The 20,764-nt window shown below is 67.3% G+C and carries 20 protein-coding genes; 8 read left to right on the forward strand and 12 right to left on the reverse strand.

What is annotated here, in order from left to right; all coding sequences use genetic code 11:
• Nucleotide 1: 1 nt before the first annotated feature.
• From N8888_RS01640 to N8888_RS01650, 3 genes are read right to left on the reverse strand one after another with little or no spacing between them, the layout of a single operon-like run.
• Nucleotides 2-502: a protein tyrosine phosphatase family protein gene (locus N8888_RS01640; RefSeq protein WP_263176944.1), complete on the reverse strand. Its 501-nt coding sequence runs from the start codon at nucleotides 500-502 to the stop codon at nucleotides 2-4.
• A gap of 27 nt (nucleotides 503-529) precedes the next feature.
• Nucleotides 530-2,269, reverse strand: a complete 1,740-nt coding sequence (gene dnaG, locus N8888_RS01645) for a DNA primase (RefSeq protein ID WP_263176945.1) — start codon at nucleotides 2,267-2,269, stop codon at nucleotides 530-532.
• A 59-nt stretch (nucleotides 2,270-2,328) separates the two neighbouring features.
• Complete coding sequence (locus N8888_RS01650; RefSeq protein WP_053519482.1) at nucleotides 2,329-3,255, reverse strand: YihY/virulence factor BrkB family protein; 927 nt, start codon at nucleotides 3,253-3,255, stop codon at nucleotides 2,329-2,331.
• Nucleotides 3,256-3,467: 212 nt separating this feature from the next.
• Between N8888_RS01650 and N8888_RS01655 the strand changes: the two genes are divergently transcribed.
• Nucleotides 3,468-4,406: a hypothetical protein gene (locus tag N8888_RS01655; RefSeq protein ID WP_229765859.1), complete on the forward strand. Its 939-nt coding sequence runs from the start codon at nucleotides 3,468-3,470 to the stop codon at nucleotides 4,404-4,406.
• Nucleotides 4,407-4,484: 78 nt separating this feature from the next.
• On the opposite strand, the gene N8888_RS01660 is transcribed toward N8888_RS01655, so the two are convergent.
• Both N8888_RS01660 and rpsU read right to left on the reverse strand, forming a co-directional pair.
• Nucleotides 4,485-4,931 carry a GatB/YqeY domain-containing protein gene (locus tag N8888_RS01660; protein WP_053519481.1) on the reverse strand — a complete coding sequence of 149 codons (447 nt, stop codon included), beginning with the start codon at nucleotides 4,929-4,931 and terminating at the stop codon, nucleotides 4,485-4,487.
• A 133-nt stretch (nucleotides 4,932-5,064) separates the two neighbouring features.
• Nucleotides 5,065-5,280, reverse strand: a complete 216-nt coding sequence (rpsU, locus tag N8888_RS01665) for a 30S ribosomal protein S21 (protein ID WP_002808376.1) — start codon at nucleotides 5,278-5,280, stop codon at nucleotides 5,065-5,067.
• Nucleotides 5,281-5,447: 167 nt separating this feature from the next.
• Between rpsU and tsaD the strand changes: the two genes are divergently transcribed.
• The 5 genes from tsaD (at nucleotide 5,448) to N8888_RS01690 (ending at nucleotide 11,213) form a co-directional block, all read left to right on the forward strand.
• Nucleotides 5,448-6,473 carry a tRNA (adenosine(37)-N6)-threonylcarbamoyltransferase complex transferase subunit TsaD gene (gene tsaD / locus N8888_RS01670; RefSeq protein WP_053519480.1) on the forward strand — a complete coding sequence of 342 codons (1,026 nt, stop codon included), beginning with the start codon at nucleotides 5,448-5,450 and terminating at the stop codon, nucleotides 6,471-6,473.
• Between the two features lie 124 nt (nucleotides 6,474-6,597).
• A complete protein-coding gene (gene folB, locus N8888_RS01675; protein WP_053519479.1) occupies nucleotides 6,598-6,951 on the forward strand; it encodes a dihydroneopterin aldolase in 354 nt (117 codons plus the stop codon).
• A gap of 65 nt (nucleotides 6,952-7,016) precedes the next feature.
• Complete coding sequence (locus N8888_RS01680) at nucleotides 7,017-8,288, forward strand: mechanosensitive ion channel family protein (protein ID WP_065175436.1); 1,272 nt, start codon at nucleotides 7,017-7,019, stop codon at nucleotides 8,286-8,288.
• A 128-nt stretch (nucleotides 8,289-8,416) separates the two neighbouring features.
• Nucleotides 8,417-10,591 (forward strand): glycoside hydrolase family 3 N-terminal domain-containing protein, encoded by a 2,175-nt coding sequence (locus N8888_RS01685; RefSeq protein WP_263177130.1) that lies wholly within the window; start codon nucleotides 8,417-8,419, stop codon nucleotides 10,589-10,591.
• A 106-nt stretch (nucleotides 10,592-10,697) separates the two neighbouring features.
• Nucleotides 10,698-11,213, forward strand: a complete 516-nt coding sequence (locus N8888_RS01690) for a hypothetical protein (RefSeq protein ID WP_263177132.1) — start codon at nucleotides 10,698-10,700, stop codon at nucleotides 11,211-11,213.
• Nucleotides 11,214-11,258: 45 nt separating this feature from the next.
• Here N8888_RS01690 and N8888_RS01695 read toward each other — a convergent pair whose 3' ends face one another.
• Nucleotides 11,259-12,437 (reverse strand): PQQ-dependent sugar dehydrogenase, encoded by a 1,179-nt coding sequence (locus tag N8888_RS01695; protein WP_111186640.1) that lies wholly within the window; start codon nucleotides 12,435-12,437, stop codon nucleotides 11,259-11,261.
• Between the two features lie 169 nt (nucleotides 12,438-12,606).
• Here N8888_RS01695 and yiaA point away from each other — a divergent pair, with 169 nt between their 5' ends.
• Nucleotides 12,607-13,056, forward strand: a complete 450-nt coding sequence (yiaA, locus tag N8888_RS01700) for an inner membrane protein YiaA (RefSeq protein WP_111186639.1) — start codon at nucleotides 12,607-12,609, stop codon at nucleotides 13,054-13,056.
• Nucleotides 13,057-13,146: 90 nt separating this feature from the next.
• Here yiaA and N8888_RS01705 read toward each other — a convergent pair whose 3' ends face one another.
• The 6 genes from N8888_RS01705 to N8888_RS01730 all read right to left on the reverse strand — a co-directional run bounded on the left by N8888_RS01705 (nucleotide 13,147) and on the right by N8888_RS01730 (nucleotide 19,160).
• Nucleotides 13,147-13,491: a hypothetical protein gene (locus tag N8888_RS01705; protein WP_111186638.1), complete on the reverse strand. Its 345-nt coding sequence runs from the start codon at nucleotides 13,489-13,491 to the stop codon at nucleotides 13,147-13,149.
• A gap of 111 nt (nucleotides 13,492-13,602) precedes the next feature.
• On the reverse strand, nucleotides 13,603-14,901 hold the full coding sequence (locus N8888_RS01710; RefSeq protein WP_065175432.1) for an APC family permease: 1,299 nt from the start codon (nucleotides 14,899-14,901) through the stop codon (nucleotides 13,603-13,605).
• Nucleotides 14,898-15,674, reverse strand: coding sequence for a L,D-transpeptidase family protein (locus N8888_RS01715; RefSeq protein ID WP_111186637.1), 777 nt, complete (start codon nucleotides 15,672-15,674; stop codon nucleotides 14,898-14,900). The genes N8888_RS01710 and N8888_RS01715 overlap by 4 nt, the downstream gene beginning before the upstream one ends.
• 27 nt (nucleotides 15,675-15,701) lie before the next feature.
• On the reverse strand, nucleotides 15,702-16,547 hold the full coding sequence (locus tag N8888_RS01720; protein WP_065175430.1) for a MurR/RpiR family transcriptional regulator: 846 nt from the start codon (nucleotides 16,545-16,547) through the stop codon (nucleotides 15,702-15,704).
• Nucleotides 16,548-16,620: 73 nt separating this feature from the next.
• A complete protein-coding gene (locus N8888_RS01725; protein WP_111186635.1) occupies nucleotides 16,621-17,727 on the reverse strand; it encodes a dipeptide epimerase in 1,107 nt (368 codons plus the stop codon).
• Nucleotides 17,724-19,160, reverse strand: a complete 1,437-nt coding sequence (locus tag N8888_RS01730) for an SH3 domain-containing protein (RefSeq protein ID WP_111186651.1) — start codon at nucleotides 19,158-19,160, stop codon at nucleotides 17,724-17,726. Before N8888_RS01730 ends, N8888_RS01725 begins: the two co-directional genes overlap by 4 nt.
• Nucleotides 19,161-19,292: 132 nt before the next feature.
• Between N8888_RS01730 and N8888_RS01735 the strand changes: the two genes are divergently transcribed.
• Nucleotides 19,293-20,753, forward strand: a complete 1,461-nt coding sequence (locus N8888_RS01735; RefSeq protein ID WP_263177135.1) for a transglutaminase-like domain-containing protein — start codon at nucleotides 19,293-19,295, stop codon at nucleotides 20,751-20,753.
• Nucleotides 20,754-20,764: the final 11 nt, after the last annotated feature.

Consider the following 20,764-nt stretch of genomic DNA (forward strand, 5'->3'; position numbering starts at 1 on the left):
TTCAGGGCGAGGTGACCGGTGTGGCCAGACGCTGGCGGGTGGCCGCTTCCAGCGACTTCAGGCCGGCGCGCTGGCCCAGCTGGAGGGCCTGTTCCGGGCTGGCATGTTCGTAGCGTGCATTGACCAGGCCGAGCACGGCACCGGCGCGGTTGCCGGACGCGCAGTGCAGCAGCACCGGCCCCTGGCTTTGCTGCAGGGCCTGGTGCACGGCGCGCACATTGGCCGCATCCAGGCCCTCGGCGCCGGCCACCGGGATGCGCACATAGCGCAGGCCCAGCGATTCGGCCGCGCGCGTTTCATCGAAACCACGGTCCTCGTCGGGCTGGCGCAGGTCGATCACGGTGCGTACGCCTTGCGCAGCCAGTTCGCGCAGGTGTGCGGCACTGGGCTGGCCGCCGGCATACAGGCCGGGGCGGACTTCATTGAGCGGGGCACCTGCGGCCAAGGCCGCCAGCGGCAGGCAGAGGGACAGCAACAGCAGGCAGGTCAGGCGCAGCAGCATGGTCCTCTCCGTTGAAATGTTCCGCCGCTACCGGCCCAGGTTGGCGCGGGCCTTGAGCAGCTCGCGCAGTTCGTACTTGTCAGTATCGTCCAGTCCCTGCTGACGCTGCTTTGCCAACAGCTCTTCCAGACGTTGCTGCAACAGTTGTTTCTCCAGCTGGGCCACGGCGTCGTGCAGTTCCTGGGTCCAGATCGCTTCGCTGCCGGGCAGGGTCTGGGCGGCCAGCGTGTGCAGCGAGGCCTGCTCCTCACGCCCGTCGAAATGCTCCAGCAGCGCGCCGGTGCTGATATCGGGACGCTGTTCAACCAGTGCCAGCAGCTCCAGCAGCAGCTCCACACCGGGCAGGCGCAGGCCCTGGAAGTGATGCTTGCCGCCCAGGGTCAGCGCCAGCGACGGCTGCTGCAGCAGCACGGCGATCGCACCCCGCACCAGGCTGCGCTTGGCCACCGGCTGGATCGACCGTGCCGGAGGGCGCTGCGGCATCGCCGTGCGGGTATTCTGCGTGGCCGCACCGAGCCCGGTCAGCTGCGCCAGCTGCTGCTTCATCAGGTCACCGAACGCGCCATCGGGAATCTGCGCCAGCATCGGTCTGGCCCGCTCGGCCAGGCGTGCCCGGCCGTCCAGCGTGCCCATGTTGATCTCGCGGGTCAGCTCGTCGAAGAAGAACTGCGATAGCGGCGTGGCCTGCTTCAGGCGTTCGTTGAAGGCCTCAGCGCCTTCCTTGCGCACGATGGTGTCCGGGTCCTCGCCGTCGGGCAGGAACAGGAAGAAGGCCTGGCGGCCGTCCTTCATGCGCGGCAGCACCGACTCCAGTGCCTTCCAGCCGGCGCGGCGGCCGGCGGCATCGCCATCGAAGCAGAAGAACACGTCCGGTGCGTTTCGGAACAGCAGCTCGGCATGGTCGGGCGTGGTCGCGGTGCCCAGCGTCGCCACCGCCTGGGTGACGCCGAACTGGAACAGCGAGACCACGTCCATGTAACCCTCGACCACGATCAGCCGCTCGATCTTCTGGTTCGCCTGGCGCACCTGCCACAGGCCGTACAGTTCGCGGCCCTTGTGGAACAGCGCGGTTTCGGGCGAATTGAGGTACTTGGGACCGTCGTCCTTCTCGAACACCCGGCCACCGAAGGCGATCACCCGCCCACGGCGGTCGAAGATCGGGAACATCACCCGGTCGCGGAACTTGTCGTAGACGTGCCCCCGGTCGTTCTTGGAGAACAGGCCGGCACGGTCGAGCAGCTTCATCCGCCGCTCGTCCTTGCCCAGCGCATCGCGCAGGCCGCTGTAGCCGTCGGGCGCATAGCCGATCTGGAAGCGGGCGCGGTTCTGTTCGTCCACGCCACGGCCGTCAAGGTAGGCGCGGGCCTTGTCGCTGCCCTCCAGGTTCTTCTGGAAGAAGCGCGCCGCTGCATCCAGTGCCGAATAGAGTTCGCGGCTGTCGTCCTGCTGCTGGGCGCTGCGCGGGTTCTCGCTGCGTGGCACGTCCATGCCGGCGCGCTTGGCCAGCTCATCCACCGCGTCGAGGAACTCGAGGCGGTCGTAGTTCATCAGGAAGCTGATTGCGGTGCCGTGCGCACCGCAGCCGAAGCAGTGATAGAACTGCTTGGTCGGCGAGACGGTGAACGAGGCCGAGCGCTCGTCATGGAACGGGCAGCGTGCCGCGTACTCCTTGCCCTGTCGCTTCAACGGCACGCGGCTGCCCACCACCTCGACGATGTCGGTGCGGGCCAGCAGGTCGTCGATGAAAGCGTCGGGGATACGGGCCATGGGCAGCAGGGCAGGGCGCGGCCGCCGGGGCGCGCAGCAGGGGCGGCAGTTCCCCTAGTTTACTCGCTGGCGATGGTCGGGCCGGCCTGTTGTTCGCTGCTGCCGCCGGCGCTGGCGGCAGCCCGCTGTGCCCGGGCACTCAGGCGCTCGTCGATCACCGCGGTCATCAGGGCGCCGACGAAGAACACCGCGGTAGCGTAGTAGATCCAGACCAGCGCGATCACCAGGGCGCCCATCGAACCGTAGGCGCTGCCGGGCGCCACGGTGGCGATGTAGACGCCGATGCCGTAGCGCCCCAGGGCGAACAGGAGCGAGGTGATGGCCCCGCCGATGAAGGCCTGGCGCCAGGCCACGCGACGGTCGGGCAGATAGTGGTAGAGGAAGGCGAAGGCCAGCGTGTACAGCAGCAGCGTGGTCACGTAACCGATGGCCGGCAACACCGATGGCAGCTGCGCGAATACCACCTGCAGGGCGGTGGTGGCGGTCATCGACAGGATCAGCAGGAAGCCCAGCGCCAGCACCACGCCGAAGGAGAACACGCGCTTGCGCAGCCAGGCCTGGACGCCTTCCAGGCGCTGGCCGCTGGTATGGAAGATGCGGTTGAGTGCGTTCTGCAGCTGTGCGAACACGGCGGTGGCGCCGACGAACAGCAGCAGGGTGCTCCACAACCCAGCCAGCGAGCCCATGCTCGGCTGGCTGTTGGCGTTGTGCAGCACGGTATCGGCCACGCTGGCCACGCTGCTGCCGGCCACCGAGCCGATCTGGCTGATCAGCGCCTGCTGCGCGGGCGGGTACAGCGAGGCGGTCAACCACAGCAGCAGCACCAGCAACGGCGCCATCGACAGCAGGGAATAGAACGAAACCGATGCGGCCTGGGTCAGGACGTCGATTTCGACGAAGCGCTTGGCCACGGCCATCGGGAAGCTGTCCTGCAGCTTCTCCAGGCGCGATCGGACGATGGGCAGGAAGGTGCGGGGATGCGGCATCTACGGCGTCGGCTGGAGCGGTACGGGCTTCCTTTTCTAGCAGATGCCGGCGTTGCGGCAGGTGAAGTGGAAGCGCGGTCGCAGAATGCAGCGAAGTCCGCGTTATCCTTCTGCCCGGACCGAGGGCGCGCTGGGGCTGCCGCCGCGGTATCCGGGCCCACCGCCGGTGTGCGGGGCCACGACAATCCAACTTCTCTGCAAAAGGACGCGTTATGAAAGGGATGGTCTGCACCACGATGGTGTTGCTGCTGGCGACGAGCGGTTCGGCCGCTGCGGCGTCCACGGCCTGCGAAAAGGCCTTCAAGACGGTAGGGGATCCGCGCAATGGCGCGATGTACATGGCCGACCTGACGGTGCCCGGTCTGAAGGTGCAGAGTGCACTGGACCAGCTTCGCAAGATCGGTGCCGATGACCAGTTCGAGGTGGGCGGCCAGCTGGTGGAAGGCGATACCGGCAACCAGTACCTGATCCAGACCAAGGGCCTGCGCACGCCGCTGGTGCTGATCGGCACCGCCGACCGCAGCGGCCGGGTCACCCTGGCCACCAAGCTGGCCCGCGGCCAGACCATCGCCCAGGAGGATGCCCGCAAGTCGATGTGCGACATGCTCGACAAGCTCAAGGGGGGCAGCCAGGGGGACGCGCTGGCCGCCGCTGCGCGCGCGCAGTATCCGACTTCCGTGGCGGAGGACGTGACCGCGCCGGACCTGTCCAAGAAGATGGGCAAGGAGGTGCGCGATACGATGGCGGCCTACAACGCTGCGGGCAGCTTCAAGGACCTGCTGCTGGGCACCACCACCAACAAGGAAGACCTGGGCGACCGTTCGGCCACCTTCCTGCCGGTGTATGCCAAGTACATCGGTCGCCGCTACCGGATCGACGGCCAGATCTACACGGTCAACTCGAACAGCTACTCCAGCCGTCCGGGTGAGGTCGGATCGATCAACTACCTGGTGACGCCGACCCGTGGCCTGTTGCGGATCCGCCAGAATGACACCTTCAACAACAACAACTACACCATCCGTTGCGAATTCGCTCCGGACCAGGCGGCCAACTTCGCCATGCTGCGCGAGCGCGACTGGGCCAAGCTGGAAGGCGAGGTCAGCGCGGTGGAAGGCAGTTCCATGACCCTGCGCAACTGCCGCCAGGTGTAAGCGCTGGCCTGGCCGCTGCAGCAATGACAAGGCCCGCGTGAAGCGGGCCTTGTCGTGTCCGGCAGGGGCGGTGGCGGATCAGCCAGCCAGGGCCTGCTTGACCAGCCTGGACACCACGCCCATGTCGGCCTGACCGGCGAGCCTGGGCTTCAGCGCCCCCATCAGCTTGCCCATGTCGGCCGGGCCGGTGGCACCGGTTTCGGCAATGGCGGCCTGGATGGCGGCGGCGATCTCGGCCTCACCCATCTTGGCGGGCAGGTAGGCCTCGATGACCACGATCTCGGCACGCTCGATCGCGGCCAGGTCTTCACGGTTGGCCGCTTCGTACTGGCTGACCGAGTCCTTGCGCTGCTTGACCATCTTGTCCAGCACGGCGATCACGGCGGTGTCGTCGAGCTCGATACGCTCGTCCACTTCCTTCTGCTTGATCGCGGCGTTGATCAGGCGGATCACGCCCAGCTTGTCCTTCTCGCCCGCCTTCATGGCGGCCTTCATGTCATCGGTGAGCTGCTGCTTCATGCTCATGGGAGACCTCGTGGTGGTAGTGGGGCAGGGTGGTTGCCCGGGCCCGGAAACGCAAAAAGCCGGCGACGCTCGCGCGTGCCGGCTTCGGCTTCACCGCGGAAGGACGAACCCGCCGCAATGAAGATGCGTCCGATCAGTACAGGCGCTGACGCTTGGTGACGTCGCGCGACGAGCGGCGCAGCTGACGCTTCACAGCAGCGGCGGCCTTGCGCTTGCGCTCCTGGGTCGGCTTTTCGTAGAACTCGCGCTTGCGGGTTTCGGCCAGCACACCGGCCTTTTCGCAAGTGCGCTTGAAGCGGCGAAGAGCAAACTCGAAGGGCTCGTTCTCGCGGACTTTGACGCTGGGCATGGAATCTCCGGGACACAGTAGAACCGGGTCACGCCCGGCGAGCCGCACATTATAGCGGCGAATCAACAAACTGCAAGCACGCAAGCCTGAATGCGGGCCAGCAATACGGATGCAGTGGGATCTGCACGTCACCCCGAGGGGGCGGCAGGGGCGTCATAATAGCAGGCATGCGAGTCCTTGGCATCGAATCTTCCTGTGATGAGACCGGCGTGGCGGTGTACGACACCGACCTGACCGGCAGCGCGGCCCTGCGCGCCCATGCGGTCTACAGCCAGATCGCCCTGCACGCCGAGTACGGCGGTGTGGTGCCCGAGCTGGCCAGCCGTGACCACGTGCGCAAGCTGCTGCCGCTGGTCCGGCAGACCCTGGCCGAGGCGGGCCTGGGCGTGGACGACATCGATGGCGTGGCTTATACCGCTGGCCCCGGGCTGGTCGGTGCGCTGCTGGTCGGTGCCGGGGTGGCCCGTGCCCTGGCCTGGGCACTGGAGGTGCCGGCCGTGGGCGTGCACCACATGGAAGGGCACCTGCTGGCGCCCTTGATGGAGGACGATCCGCCGCAGGCCCCGTTCGTGGCCCTGCTGGTGTCCGGTGGCCACACCCAGCTGGTGGCGGTCGATGCCATCGGCCGCTACCGCCTGCTGGGCGAGACCCTGGACGATGCGGCCGGCGAAGCCTTCGACAAGACTGCCAAACTGATGGGGCTGCCCTATCCCGGCGGCCCGCAGCTGGCCAAGCTGGCCGAACAGGGCACCCCGGGGGCCTACCGTTTCGCGCGGCCGATGACCGATCGCCCGGGTCTGGATTTCAGCTTCTCCGGCCTGAAGACCCAGGTGCTGATGGCCTGGCGTGACAGCGACCAGAGCGACCAGACCCGCGCCGACATCGCGCGCGGTTTCGAGGATGCGGTGGTGGAGACCCTGTCGATCAAGTGCGAACGCGCGCTGGAAGCAGCCGGCACCAATGTGATCGTGGTGGCCGGCGGTGTCGGTGCCAATACGCGGCTGCGTGCACGCCTGCAGCAGATGGCCGAACGCCTCGGGGGGCGTGCCTGCTTCCCGCGGCCGGCGCTGTGCACCGACAACGGCGCGATGATCGCTTTCGCCGGCGCCCTGCGCCTGCAGGCCGGGCAGCACAACCCGCCGAACGTTGACGTGACCCCGCGCTGGGACATGGCGACGCTGCCCGCGGTGTGACCCGCGGCGCACCCATCCACACAGGCTGCGACCGTAGCGGCGGACGTGCCGGGATCCGGTCGTTTCAGGCAGTGGTGGTTCCGTGCCGTTACCATGACCGTCTGTTTTCCGGCTGGTAACCGCAATGGACAAGGTTTTCATCGAGGGGCTGACGATCGACGCCCTGATCGGCATCTACGATTGGGAACGGCGGATCCGGCAGGACCTGGTGTTCGACCTGGAGATGGGTTTCGACAACCGGCGCCCGGCAGCGACCGACGATATCGCCCATACCCTCAACTACAAGGCGGTCAGCAAGCGGCTGGAGCAGTTCGTGCGCGAATCGGAGTTCGGCCTGGTCGAGACCCTGGCCGAGCGTTGCGCGCAGATCGTGCTCGACGAGTTCGATGTGCGCTGGCTGCGGCTGAAGCTGAGCAAGCCGGGAGCGGTGCGCGGCGCGCGCGCGGTCGGCGTGATCATCGAGCGCGAACGCGGCTGAAACAGCAGCGTCGGCCGGCGGCCGGCAACTTCTTCATGCGAAATGACTGAAACAGGAGACGACTGATGGTGGATGCGGTGGTGGCGGTACAGTGGATGGAGCGGCTGCAGAACACACTGGAACCCTATCCCGGCGCCTACCTGGCGTTGATGATTTCGGCCCTGCTGCTCGCGGCGGGCCTGGCCAACTGGGTGACCAAGCGCATCCTGGTGCGCGGCCTGCGCCGTCTGCTGCAGCGCCTGCCCGGTGCCGAATCCGGGCGTGGCAGCCATCTGATGCGGGTCATCTCGCGGTTGTCCAACGTGGTGCCCAGCCAGGTGATCGCCTCTGGCATCACCCTCATTCCCGATCTGCCGCCCGGGCTGGTCAGCGTCATCGTCAAGCTGTGCATCGTGTGGGCGGTGCTGACCGTCTCGCTGGCCTTCTCGCATGCGCTGGATGCGGCCAACAGCCTGTACGAGCGCAAGCCGGATGCGCGCAACAAGCCGATCAAGGGCTACCTGCAGGTGGTCAAGATCGTGATCTTCGTGGCGGCCGGCCTGGCGATCATCTCCACCCTGCTGGGCGTGGCGCTGGGCCCGCTGGTGACCGGCCTGGGTGCGGCCACGGCCGTGCTGATGCTGATCTTCCAGGACACCATCCTCTCGCTGGTGGCCAGCGTGCAGATCAGTGGCGATGGCCGCGTGCGCATCGGCGACTGGATCGAGATGCCGAGCCAGAACGCCGATGGTGACGTCATCGACATCGCCCTGCACACCATCACCGTGCAGAACTTCGACAAGACCATCACCACCATCCCGACCAAGAAGCTGGTGACCGAGTCGTTCAAGAACTGGCGCGGCATGCAGGAGGCCGGTGGCCGCCGCATCAAGCGCGCGCTGTACCTGGACCAGCACAGCGTCGGCTTCCTGGACGAGGGCGACCTGGCCTTCCTCGGTGAGTTCGCCCTGCTGCGCGACTACCTGCGCGACAAGGAGCAGGAGCTGGGGCAGTGGAACGGGCGCCTGCGCGAACAGGGCGTGGCGGACGTGAACAGCCGCCGGGTGACCAATCTGGGCACGTTCCGGGCCTATGTGGAGCGCTACCTGCGCAGCCACCCGGGTATCCACACCGACATGACCCTGCTGGTGCGACAGCTGCAACCGACCACCGAGGGCCTGCCGCTGGAGCTGTACTGCTTCACCCGCACTACCGCCTGGGCGGAGTACGAGGCGGTGCAGTCGGACATTTTCGACCATCTGCTGGCGATCCTGCCGGCCTTCGGCCTGAGGGTGTTCCAGGCGTCCAGCGACGCCATGTTGATGGCCGGGCAGCGCCAGTCGGCCCGCTCGGAGTAAGCTGCCGTGCCGCCCGCGGGACCGTACGGACCCCGCTGGTGGATGAAACTGAATGCCGAAACCTCTCGCCAAATGGCCCGGGATCGCTAGAATGCCGGGCTTGTAAACGTTTTCATCAAGGACTGCCGGTGGCCTCCGAACGCATCGAATCCCTCATTGCCCAGATGACCGTCGAGGAAAAGGTCGGCCAGCTGGGTGTTTTCGCGGACATGGTCCGCCCGTTCGCCCCGGACGTGAACCCGGAAGCCAACGTGCGCAATGCCGACCAGGTGCTGCAGCAGGTGCGCGAGGGCAAGGTCGGCTCGCTGTTCAACGGGGTGGGCGCCGAACTGGGCCGCCGCATCCAGCAGGTCGCGACCGAGGAGAGCCGGCTGGGCATCCCGGTCATCCTCGCGGCCGACGTCATCCACGGCATGCGCACCGTGTTCCCGATCCCGCTGGGCGAGGCCGCCAGCTTCGAGCCGGACCTGGCCGAGCGCACCGCCCGCGCCACTGCGGTCGAGGCCACCGCCGCCGGCCTGCACTGGACCTATGCGCCTGCCGTGGACATCGCCCGCGACCAGCGCTGGGGCCGTGGCGCCGAAGGCGCAGGCGAGGACGTGGTGCTGGGCTGTGCCTTCGCCGCCGCCCGTGTGCGCGGCTTCCAGGGCAGCGACCTGCGTGCCGCCGATTCGCTGCTGGCCACGCCCAAGCATTTCGCCGCCTATGGCGCGGTGATGGCCGGCATGGAATACAACATGGTGGACATCTCGCCGCAGACCCTGCGCGACGTGCACCTGCCGCCGTTCAAGGCGGCCTTCGATGCCGGTGCGATCACGGTGATGTCCTCGTTCAACGACATCAACGGCGTGCCGGCCAGCGCCAATGCAGAACTGCTCACCGACATCCTGCGTGGCGAGTGGAAGTTCCCGGGTGTGGTGATCTCCGATTACACCGCCGACATGGAACTGGTGGCGCACGGCTACGCCGCCGATGACCGCGACGCCACCGCCAAGGCCTTCACCGCAGGCCTGGACCTGAGCATGCAGAGCGGCTTCTATGCCGAGCACCTGCCAGGCCTGGTGGAAAGCGGCGAGGTGCCGATGGCGGTGCTGGATGAGGGCGTGCGCCGCATCCTGTGGCTGAAGGAAACCATCGGCCTGTTCGACGACCCGTACCGGTCGCTGGACCCGGCCCGCGAAGCGGACGACTCGCACATCGCCGCACATGATGAGCTCTCGCGCGATGCCGCGCGCCGTTCGATCGTGCTGCTGAACAACCGTGACAACGTGCTGCCGCTGCAGAAGACCGGGCAGAAGATCGCGCTGATCGGCCCGTTCGTGCAGGACCGCGAAAACATCGAAGGCTGCTGGACCCTGTTCGGCGACAAGCAGCGTTATGTGGACCTGGAAACCGGTGTGCGTGCCGCCATCGGTGACGCGTCGCTGCTGGAGATCGTGCCCGGTTGCGATCTGGAAACCGCGATCCCGGGGGGCACCGAAGCCGCCGTGGCGGCTGCGCTGCGTGCCGACGTGGTGGTGTTGGCGCTGGGCGAGCCGCAGCGCTACAGCGGCGAAGCGCAGTCGCGCGTGGAGATCACCCTGCCGCCGGCGCAGCAGGCACTGGCCGAGGCGGTGGCAATGACCGGCAAGCCGCTTGTGGTGCTGCTGCGCAATGGCCGCGCGCTGGCCCTGCAAGGTGCGGTGCGCAATGCACAGGCCGTGGCGATCACCTGGTACCTGGGCACGCAGACCGGTCATGCGGTGGCCGATGTGCTGTTCGGCGACTACAGCCCGTCCGGCCGCCTGCCGGTCAGCTTCCCGCAGGTGTCCGGCCAGCAACCGTATTTCTACAACCATCCGCGTACCGGCCGCCCCGAACTGCCGACGATGTCGGAGTTCAAGGCACGCTGGCGCGAGATTCCCAACGAGCCGCTGTATCCGTTCGGTCATGGCATCGGCTACACCACCTTCGCCTATGGCGTGCCGCAGCTCAGCACGGCACAGCTGGGCTGGGACGACACCCTGACCATCACCACCACGCTGACCAACACCGGTACCGTGGCCGGCGAGGAAGTGGTGCAGCTGTACATCCATGACCGCGTGGCCAGCCGCGTGCGGCCGGTGCGCGAGCTGAAGGACTTCCGCAAGATCGCACTGCAGCCGGGCGAATCCACCGATGTGGTGTTCACCCTGCACCGCGAGCAGTTGGCGTTCACCGGCCGCGATGGCGTGCTGCGTGCCGAGCCGGGCCTGTTCGAGCTGTGGGTGTGCGCGTCGTCAGCGGCTGGCGAGCCGGTGCAGTTCGAACTGCTGAAGGGCTGAACGGGAACGGTAGCGCCGGGCCATGCCCGGCGTCGTCACCCATGGCAAACACGCCGGGCCTGACCCGGCGCTACCATCGGGGTTCGTGATCCGATGGAGCCCGACCATGCGCAAGAGTGCTTTCCTTGCCCCCGCGCTGCTGCTGGCAGCCTGTGCACAGCCGGTGCCGCCGACGGCCCCGGAGGCAACGCCCGCTGCCGCACCGGCAGCCGAGCCCGTGCAGGCAGCACCGGCAGCACCTGCGGCACCCGCGAGCGAACAGACCGAAGATGCGCGCGCGCGCATCGAGACACTGCTCGGTGATGCGGCGCAGTACGAGAAGGTCTTCACTGCCTTCAGAACGGCGGTGGTCGGCGGTGATCGCGCGGCGGTCGTCGAGGAAATACGTTTCCCGTTGAACATCAGCGGCGGAAAGACGATCGCCGGACCGGGCGAATTCCAGCGCAGCTACGAGAAGATCATCACGCCGGCCGTGGTCAAGGCGGTGTCCGCACAGGATTTCGGCAAGGTGTTCGTCAACCAGCAGGGCGTGATGATCGGCGATGGCCAGGTGTGGTTGAGCGGCCAGTGCCTTGATGCGGCCTGCACCCGGACCGAAGTGAAGGTCATCACCATCCAGTGAGCGTGCGGGGTGACGGGCTCTGGCCCGCCACCCTGCGTTACCTGATCAGGTCTTCGGCGTGAGCTTGAGCAGGCGCGCCTTGCTGCCATCTTCAAGCAGCCACAGCGCGCCATCGGGCCCCTGTTCCACTTCACGGATGCGCTCACCCATGTTGAAACGTTCCGCCTCGCGCGCGTTGTCGCCCTCGAAGGCTACGCGCACCAGTGATGTGGAGGACAGGCCGCCGATGAAGCCGCTGCCCTTCCACTGCGGGAACAGGGTGCCGCTGTAGATGACGAAGCCCGCAGGCGAGATGACCGGCGTCCAGGTCACCTTCGGCGCGGCGAACTCCGGGCGCGTGTCGTGGTCGGGAATCGGCCGGCCGTCGTAGTGGTCGCCGTTGGAGACCACCGGGTAGCCGTAGTTGGCGCCCCGCACGATCAGGTTCAGTTCGTCTCCGCCCGCCGGCCCCATCTCATGCGCCCACAGCTTGCCGTTGGCATCGAAGGCCATGCCCAGGATGTTGCGATGGCCGAGCGACCACACCTGTGCAGCCACGCCGCCCTGTGACGCGAACGGATTGTCCGCCGGCAGGCTGCCATCGTCGTTGAGGCGGATGATCTTGCCGAGGTTGCCGCCCATGTCCTGCGCGGGGTCGAACTTCTGCCGTTCGCTGGAGCTGATCCAGAGCTTGCCGTCCGGACCGAACACCAGGCGATGGCCGTAGTGGCCCTGCCCGCTGACCTTCGGTGTCTGTCGCCAGATCACCTTCAGATCCTTGAGCTGGCCACCGCCGTCGGCGTCCAGGGCGAGCGTGGCGCGGGCCACCGCGGCGCCGCGGGTATCCAGCGTGCCTTCCTCGGCATAGCTGAGGTAGATCACCTGGTTGCGGGCAAAGTCCGGGTGCAGGATGACGTCGCCGAAGCCGCCCTGGCCACCATAGGCGACCTTCGGTACGCCGGTGATCTCATGCTTCTGGCCGCTGGCCACGTCCAGGTGCTGCAGCTTGCCGCGCTTTTCGGTGACCAGCAGACTGCCATCGGGCAGGAAGGTCATTGCCCACGGTTGATCGAAACGGCTGACTTCCGTGGCGGTGAACGGTCGCTGGTCGGTTGCGGCCGCAGCGGGTGCAGCAGCGGTGGCGGCAGTACCGGCAGTAGCGGATGCAGGATCGGCGGCGTTGCAGGCAGTGGTGGCGAGAATCGGCGCCAGGCCGAGGGCAAGCAGCAGGGGCGTGCGGGTCATGGGAATCTCCAGGGCGGGGATGCGGATGGCCAAGCGTTCCCTTGTATACCACTGCGGGTGTGACCGTCGTGGCCCGAAGGTCCTGCTACCCCCTGTGCGACGTGGGGCGGATCGTCTAGGGTGGGCACGCCCGGGCAATGCATGCCCGTCTGTCTGCCAAGGATCTGCAATGCACACTGTTCCGACCCACAAGCCGTCTCCCGCCTTCGTCGCCGCTTCGTGGGTGGCGCTGCTGCTTGGCGCGGTGGCTTATCTGATCGGCCTGTTCAACGCCGAAATGGCCCTGAACGAGAAGGGCTACTACCTGGCGCTGCTGCTTTATGGCCTGTTCGCGGCGGTATCGCTGCAGAAGAGCGTGCGCGACCGCGTGGAGGGCATCCCGGTCAGCGGCCTGTACTACGCGCTGTGCTGGTTCGCCCTGCTGTCGGCGCTGCTGCTGTTGCTGGTGGGCCTGTGGAATGCCACGTTGCTGTTGAGCGAGAAGGGCTTCTACGCCATGGCCTTCGCACTTGCGCTGTTCGGCGCGGTCGCGGTGCAGAAGAACACCCGCGACCTGATCGCCGCCAACGGCGGCAATCCACGCGGTCAGGCCGTGCCGCCGCTGCCGGAACACGACTGACCCCCGGATTGCGCAGAGCCGGGACCAGCCCGGCTCTGCCGCAGTGCCGAAGGACAGCCGGGCATGGCCCGGCCGCAGCGCGGCGTGCCCTCAGGTGCCGCGCGGTACGCCCCGGTCCAGGCGCTGGTCGAGGTTGACCGCTTCTTCCCAGCCGCGGCGGACGGCGTTGCGGGCCTGCGCCCACTCCAGCCGGCTCTTGCCGCGCTCGTTCGCCCAGCGTGACTCGAGTTCGGCTTCCACCTCTTCGTACGCGCGGATCATGTCCTGCGCACGGGCAGCGTGGCCGATGCGATAGGCCGGCTCGTAGTCCTCGAAGAACAGCTGGTTGTCGTAATAGGGTTCAGCGGTGTAACGCTCGCGCCAGAAGTCGGAAACGGCCTGGCGCGGTGCGCTGTCATCCGGCACGCGGCCGGGGATCTGGTACTCGGGGCTCATCGATCGGGCTCCGTGGTGGATGAGCTTCGATCATGCCGCCATGGCGGTTAACGGTCCGGTCCGCTCGCGTGAAGGGAAGGTGTCCTCCATCCGCGCCGTCGCTGCCGATGATCAGGCGCCTACGTCCTTGCGCGGCAGTTTGTAGATCACTGCGCCGATGGCGAAGGCGACCAGTGCGGCGGCGATGTTCTGCCAGCTGGCACTGGCGAACAGGGCCAGGCAGAGCAGCAGGGCCAGGACCGGAATCAGCGGCCCGCCCGGCAGCTTCAGTGCGCCCGGCCGGTCGGCGTAGCGCTTGGCCAGCACCAGCACGGCCGCCGCGGTTCCGATATAGGCGAACAGTCGCGTGGTCATCGACAGCAGCGCCAACTGCACGAACGAACCGGACAGCGCCAGGCCGAGGGCGATCAGCCCCTGGCAGAAGATCGCGGCAGCCGGTGTGCGGAAGCGCGGATGGACCTGCGCGAGGATCTTCGGCCCGTAGCCATCGCGGGCAAGCGCGAACAGGAAGCGCGGGCCCATCATCATCGTATTGCTGTTGGTGCCGAGGATGGAGATGGTTGCACCGACGGTCAGGATCAACGCCAGTGCCTCACCGCCGAATCCGGCTGCGGCATCGGCCAGCGGTGTCGGCGACGACGCAAGCCCGGCCAGGGTGCCCTGCGCCACCACCTGCACCGCGCCGTAGATGACGGTGACGGTGATGATCATGGTGATCAACGCGAATGGAATGTCGCGACGGGGATTGCGGTACTCGCCGGCTGCCGCCGGGATGTTCTCGAAACCAGCGTAGGCATACAGCAGCAACAATGCGGCCTCACCCATGCGCTGCAGGTCGTGCGGGTCCGGGCGCTGGCCGGAGAACGCCAGCTGCGGATCGATGTAGAACGCGCCGATGGCCACGAACAGCAGCAGCGGCAGCATCTTGCCGATCACCAGCACGATGCCGGTGCGGGCCGCCGAGCGCACGCCGATGATGTTCACGCCGGTCAGGAAACCCAGCGACAGCACGATCACGGCAAGGCGACCCGTGCCGGCCCCGGCCCAGGGCCAGAAGCGCGCGACCGCATCGGCCAGCGCATTGCTGAGTGCGGCCGCCGAGCTGATACGGGTCAGCCAGATCATCCAGCCGATCTCGAAGCCGGCGAAGCGGCCAAAGGCTTCGCGGGCATACAGATAGCTGCCGCCGGGTTCATCGAAGTAACTGGCGGCCTGCGCGTAGCACAGCACCAGCAGGGCCACCACGATGCCGGCGGCGACCACGCCCCACAGGCTGAAGGGGCCCAGCAGGGCGACGGTGGCCGCCGGCAGCAGATAGATGCCGCTGCCGATCACGTCGTTGATCGACAGGCCGACGATCTGCCAGCGGCTGACCGCGCGCTGCAGCTGCGGTTCGTCCGGGGCGCTCAACGCAACGCTCCGGTCAGGGCCGGCAGCTGCCACGGCCCCTGCAGGTTGTCGTACTCCGTCTTGGGCAGCAGGACGAAGACCGCGCGCGTGTCCGGCTTCAGCCAGGCCAGCAGGGCCGTCATGTGGCGCGGCTCCATTGCCGTACAACCGGCCGTGGCCTCGCCCGGTTTGCGCCAGAGGTGGGCGAAGATGCAACTGCCCTTGCCCGGCCTGCGGCTGCTGTTGTGCTCGATCACGAAGCCCTCGCGGTAGCGAACATCGCCCTTGTTGTGCAGGTCCAGCCGCATCGGTTCGGTGGAGCCTTCCACTGCGGCGGTACCTACGTCCGCCGCATCGACGATGCGGTTGTAGTAGCGCGAGGCGGGTACATCCATGCAGTAGTGGCTGGCCGTCATCGGCAGATACGGCATCGCGCTGGCGATCGTCGGCGCGTAGCCGAACGCGGGGCCGATATCGAAGACGCCGGCCGGACTGCGCCCGTCGCCTTCCGTCTTCTGCGGCCCCTGGTTGTGCAGCGACGCACGGCCCACGCCCCACGCGCTGCCCTCACGCCCCACGGCCACGGTGAAGGCCGGGCCGTGCGGGCGCCACGTGTCGTCGCTGCTCCTGCGCTCATAGGCCTGCAGCCGGCCCTGGGTGGCATCCCAGCTGTCGGTGACCACCACGATGGCCTGCAGACTGCGCGCCATCGGCGGCAGCAGGGAGAGCGCGCCAGCGGGCAGCGCGGTGGCCAAAGCGGTGACAGCGAGGGCGGTACGCAGCAGCGGCAGCATCGTGGACTCCAGTGAACCAGGGGTCGATCAGGCGTCGATCAGGTGTTCGATCCGTTCCAGGTTCACCCCGAGCTGGCGGTGGCGGTCCGGGTTGGCATGGCACAAAAGCACGAAGACGAAGTCGAGCAGGGACTGCAGTGAAGCACGGTACAGCAGCTGCGCCACGTGCGGTGCGGGGTCATGGGCGCAGACCACCAGTGACTGGTCGGCATGTGCGCGCAGTGGGTTGGCGGTGTGGCGGGTGATCGACACCACCTTCCCGCCCACGTCCTGGAACTGCCGCGACAGCTGGAACAGCTGCGGCAGCTTGCCGAACTCGGAGAACACCAGCATGGCATCACCGGCCCGCGCCGCTGACAGGTTGGCCATCATCAGGATCGGATCGGCATGGTGCACGGTCAGCATGCCCAGCAGCGACAGTCGCATGGCGAACTCGCGCGCGTACAGGCCGTCATCGCCAAGGCCGTACACGAACACTTTGGGCGCCCTGTCGAGCAGTCGCACGATGGCCTCCACATCAGCCTGCGCATTGGCCAGGCTGGTCTCTTCCTCGGCGGCTGCCCGGCTCAGGCGCAGGCGCCCGGCGATGTCGGCGTAGTCATCGGCGCTCGGCGACGGTGGGCGTGCCTGCGGATCGTGGCCGGCGCGCGCCACGTCCTGGCCGATCGAGTACTTCAGGTCCGGATAACCCTTGAAGCCCAGCTTCTGGCTGAACTTCACCACGCTGGACTGGCTGATGCCCAGCGCGCTGGCCAGCTGCTGCGACGAGTAGTCGCGCAGCAGGTGCGCGTTGTCGAGGATGAAGTCGGCGATGCGGCGTTCGATGGCCGACATCTGCCCGCGCTCGGAGCGGATTTTCACCAGGGGTGGCATGGGGCTCAGCGTGGGTCCGGTTGCAGGAAGGGTAAGCGGGATCAACGGTCGGCGGTAGCGCCCGTGCAGCGGCCTACCAGCGCGGCGGCGTGATCATCTCCAGCCCGCGCACCTCGGTGATTCCCAGCCCCGGCGCATCGCTGATGGTGATCTCCGACTCGTTGAAGTTGACCCCGCCGCTGACCGGGTCGAACTGGCCCAGCGAAGGGCCGTCCAGGTCGACCTTGGTGATCACATCACTCCTGGCCACGGCCAGGTGCACGGCCGCGGCCACGCTGATGCTCGATTCGATCATGCAGCCGATCATGCACGGCACGCCGTAGATGCCGGCGATGTCGGCGATGCGGATGGCATTGGACAGGCCACCGGTCTTCATCAGCTTGATGTTGATGATGTCCGCCGCGCGCTGCTGGATCAGGTCCATCACCTGGCTGGGACTGAACACGCTCTCATCGGCCATGACGGGCGTGTTGACCCGGTCGGTCACGTACTTCAGGCCACTGATGTCGGCGGCCTTCACCGGCTGCTCCAGCAGCTCCAGCACCACCCCGGCATCCTCCAGCGTGCGCATCGCGTGCACCGCCTGCTTGGCGGTCCAGCCCTGGTTGGCGTCCAGGCGCAGCAGGGCGCGGCCTTCAACCGCCGCGTGGATCGCCTTGACCCGCTCGATGTCCAGGCCGATGTCCTTGCCGACCTTGATCTTCAGCGACTCGAAGCCACGCTCGATCGCCGACAGCGAATCGGCCACCATCTTGTCGATGTAGTCCACGCTGATGGTGATGTCGGTGGTGATGACCGGGTCGCCGCCGCCGAGCATCTGGTACAGCGGCGCACCATGCAGCTGCGCCCACAGGTCGTACAGGGCGATCTCCACTGCGGCCTTGGCGCTGGTATTGCGCTCCATCGACGTCTGCACCAGCCCGCACAGGCGGTTGAGGTTAGCAACGTCCTGCCCGATCAGGCGTGGAGCGATGAAGTGGCGGATCGCTTCGATGATCGAGCCATGCGTATCACCGGTGATCACCGCGGTGGCCGGCGCCTCGCCGTACCCGGTGTGGCCGCTGTCGGTGCGGATCAGCACCACCACGTCCTCCACGGTTTCCACGGTACGCAGGGCGGTCTTGAAGGGGGTCTTCAGCGGCACGCGCAGCATGCCCAGTTCAATGGCGGTGATCTTCATTCAGGGGTCTTGGCCCGCAGGCGCTGGATGTTGGTGATGCGGTCGATGTAGCGGACCGTGTCGCTGGCCATCATCGGCTCCAGCGGCGTGACCGAAACACCATTGAGATGGGCCTGCACACGCGTGCCGTCGGCGCCGAACCAGCTGCCGCCGGCCGTATCGTGGATGACCCAGGTGCGGCCGTCGACGTGGCCGATGGCCATCATCACATGGCCGGGGATGTAGACCAGATCACCGACCTGCAGGCCGGTGACGGCACGTTCGCGCGCGGCCTTGCCATCCCTGCTGGTGAACGGCAGGCGATCCAGTGCCGGGCTGATCGCCTGGGCGCTGGTATTGCGCGGCAGCAGCACGCCGAAGCTGCGGTAGATTTCCGAAACGAAGCCGCTGCAGTCGCGGGTATCGTAGTCATGGCCCCAGCCATAGCGCTCACCCAGGAACTTGAACGCCTGCTGCAACAGCCGGCGAGGGGTCAGCGGCAGGTAATCGGCGGCCGTGTCCTGCGAGCGCGGCAGCAGTGCCGGAACCAGCTTCAGTCGTCCATCGGCCTCGCGCACGGGCAGCTGCACCACCCATGAGGCGTGGGCCTGCTGGCCGTTGACCGGCGTGGCCGCAGGCCAGTCGGCCAGCACCGGCAGGCGCACGCCCATGTCCAGCTGCAGGCGCGAGACGCGCGGCTCTTCCGGCGTGTAGACGGTGTGCGCGGTGGCGCCGGTGACGATGCGGTACGGGCCGGCGCTGCCATAGCCGAGCACGCTGGTCTTGTCGCCGGTGGCCACGGCGTCCGTTTCGATCCATGCGCTGTAACGCTCGCTGTGCACGAACAACCAGCGGCCATCGCTGCTGCGATGGACCACGGCGACCTTGTCACCGGGGAACAGCGCCGATTCCTGGAAGCGATCGATATCGGTATCGCCCACCGTGCTGAAGACCCGCTCGCGGGTCGGGAAGGTGCGCAGTGCGGCACGCTTCACCACCAGCCCGTAGTCGGGCGCCACCTGTGCGGGAATCGCATCCAGGCCGAGGTTGGCTTCGATGGCCTTGCGCACTGCCGGCGCGATCGCCTGCCCCTTGGCGTTGTAGAGCGTACGCGTGGGCCAGCTCGACAGCGCCGTGATGCTGCTGCGTACCTGTGCCGCATCCAGCTGGGCGGGCAGGGCGGCGATGTCCTGGATATGGGCATCCTCTGCGCGCATCCGTGCGTTCTGCGCCTGGATCTGTGCGCGGTCGAGGATCGGCGCATCGGCATCGTCCAGCCGGGCGGCCCAGTAGTCCGGGGTCAGGTAAGCCTCGTGCAGACCGATCACATACGGCAGCGGCGCGCCCGGATCGGGCGCGGCAGCCTGCACGAAGGCCGGTGCGGCGAACAGGCACAGGGCCAGGGTCAACCGGCGCGGCCACTGCCGGCGCGGTTCGCGGGAAGCCAGGATCATGCGCAGCACACCCTCCTCGAATGCCTTAAGGAATATTTATTCCTTTCGCCTGCGAAAGCAAGGATAAATTATTGACCGGTCCTCCGGCCCGTGTTACACAGCCGTTACCACCCGCGCTTGGGAAGTGTCGCTGTGGATCCTGCCGTTCGCAAACCGCGTCTGCCTGCCGCCGCCGGCCTGTGTGCCGCGCTGCTGCTGTGGGCGTCGGCCACGCACGCGGCAGACGCGCGCGACAGCCGGCAGCTGCAGGTGATCGACCTGATCGACAGCGGGCGCTTCAGCGACGCCCAGGCGCTGCTGGCGACCGGGCGCGATGCTGCCGAAGACGCATTCCAGCGCGAGCGCATGCGCCGCATCCGCCTGGATTTTTCCCTCGACGAAGCGGCGGCCAAAGCGGCGGTGCGTCGCTGGATTCCGGATCTGACCGACGAGGAGTTCGCGCGCTGGGACCAGCTGGGGCTGATCGAGCACCTCGATATCGATGGCAGGCGCGCGTACTTCAAGCGCGCGCCCTCGAACCTGTTCCTGCTCAGCGATGAAGCGCGTGCACGCCGCCGCGCCGATGCACCGATGCCGTCTCCGGGCCCGAATGAAGTGCTCAACGCGCACCACGCACGTGTCGTTGCTGCTGCCGGTCAAAGCGGCCAGGGCTCGGTGCTGCCGCAGCGCATCGCGTTCACGCAGTCGCTCACGGTCAAGGCCGATGCGGTCCCGGCGGGCGAAACCGTTCGCGCCTGGATTCCCTATCCGCGCGAGATTCCAGGCCAGCAGGAGCGCGTGCAATGGCTTGGCAGTACACCGGACAAAGCACGCGTGGCACCCGCCGGTACCCTGCAGCGCACCGCCTATCTGGAAGCGAAGGCCGTCGCCGGGCAGCCCACGCGCTTCGAGATCCGTTATGCGGTCACCCTGTCCGCCCGCCACACGGCAATCGATCCGGCCCGGGTGCAGCCGACACCGGCCGACGCCGCGCTGCAGCCTTATCTGGGCGAACAGTTGCCGCATGTGCGTTTCACGCCGGCATTGAAACTGTTTTCCGACCAGGTGCTGCAGGGCGAAACACGCCCCTATGAGATCGTGCGCAGGCTGTTCGCGGCGGTCGATCGCATCCCATGGGCCGGCGCACGCGAGTATTCCACCCTCAGCAACATCAGCGACTACGCGCTGCGTGCCGGCCATGCCGACTGCGGCCAGCAGACGCTGCTGCTGATCGCGCTGCTGCGCATGAACGGCATTCCCGCGCGCTGGCAGTCGGGCATGGTGTTCTCCGACGATGGCAGCGGCTACAACAACCTGCATGACTGGGGACAGGTCTATCTGGCGCCGTATGGCTGGCTGCCGATGGATGTGACCACCGGTGCACTGGCCAGCGATGTACCTGCGCTGCGCGATTTCTACCTGGGTGGCCTCGACGGCTACCGCATCGCCTTCAACGACGATTTCGGCCAGCCGTTCGTGCCGGCCAAACAGCATTTCCGCTCGGAAACGGTCGACTCGCAGCGCGGCGAGGCCGAGTGGGCAGGCGGCAACCTGTACTTCGACCAATGGAGCTACGACTTCCAGTGGCAGGTACTGCCCGCCGGGCAACGCTAGCGCGACACACC

Origin of the sequence: Stenotrophomonas maltophilia (assembly GCF_025642255.1) — a bacterium.
In the GTDB taxonomy this organism is placed as follows: Bacteria; Pseudomonadota; Gammaproteobacteria; order Xanthomonadales; family Xanthomonadaceae; genus Stenotrophomonas; species Stenotrophomonas maltophilia_P.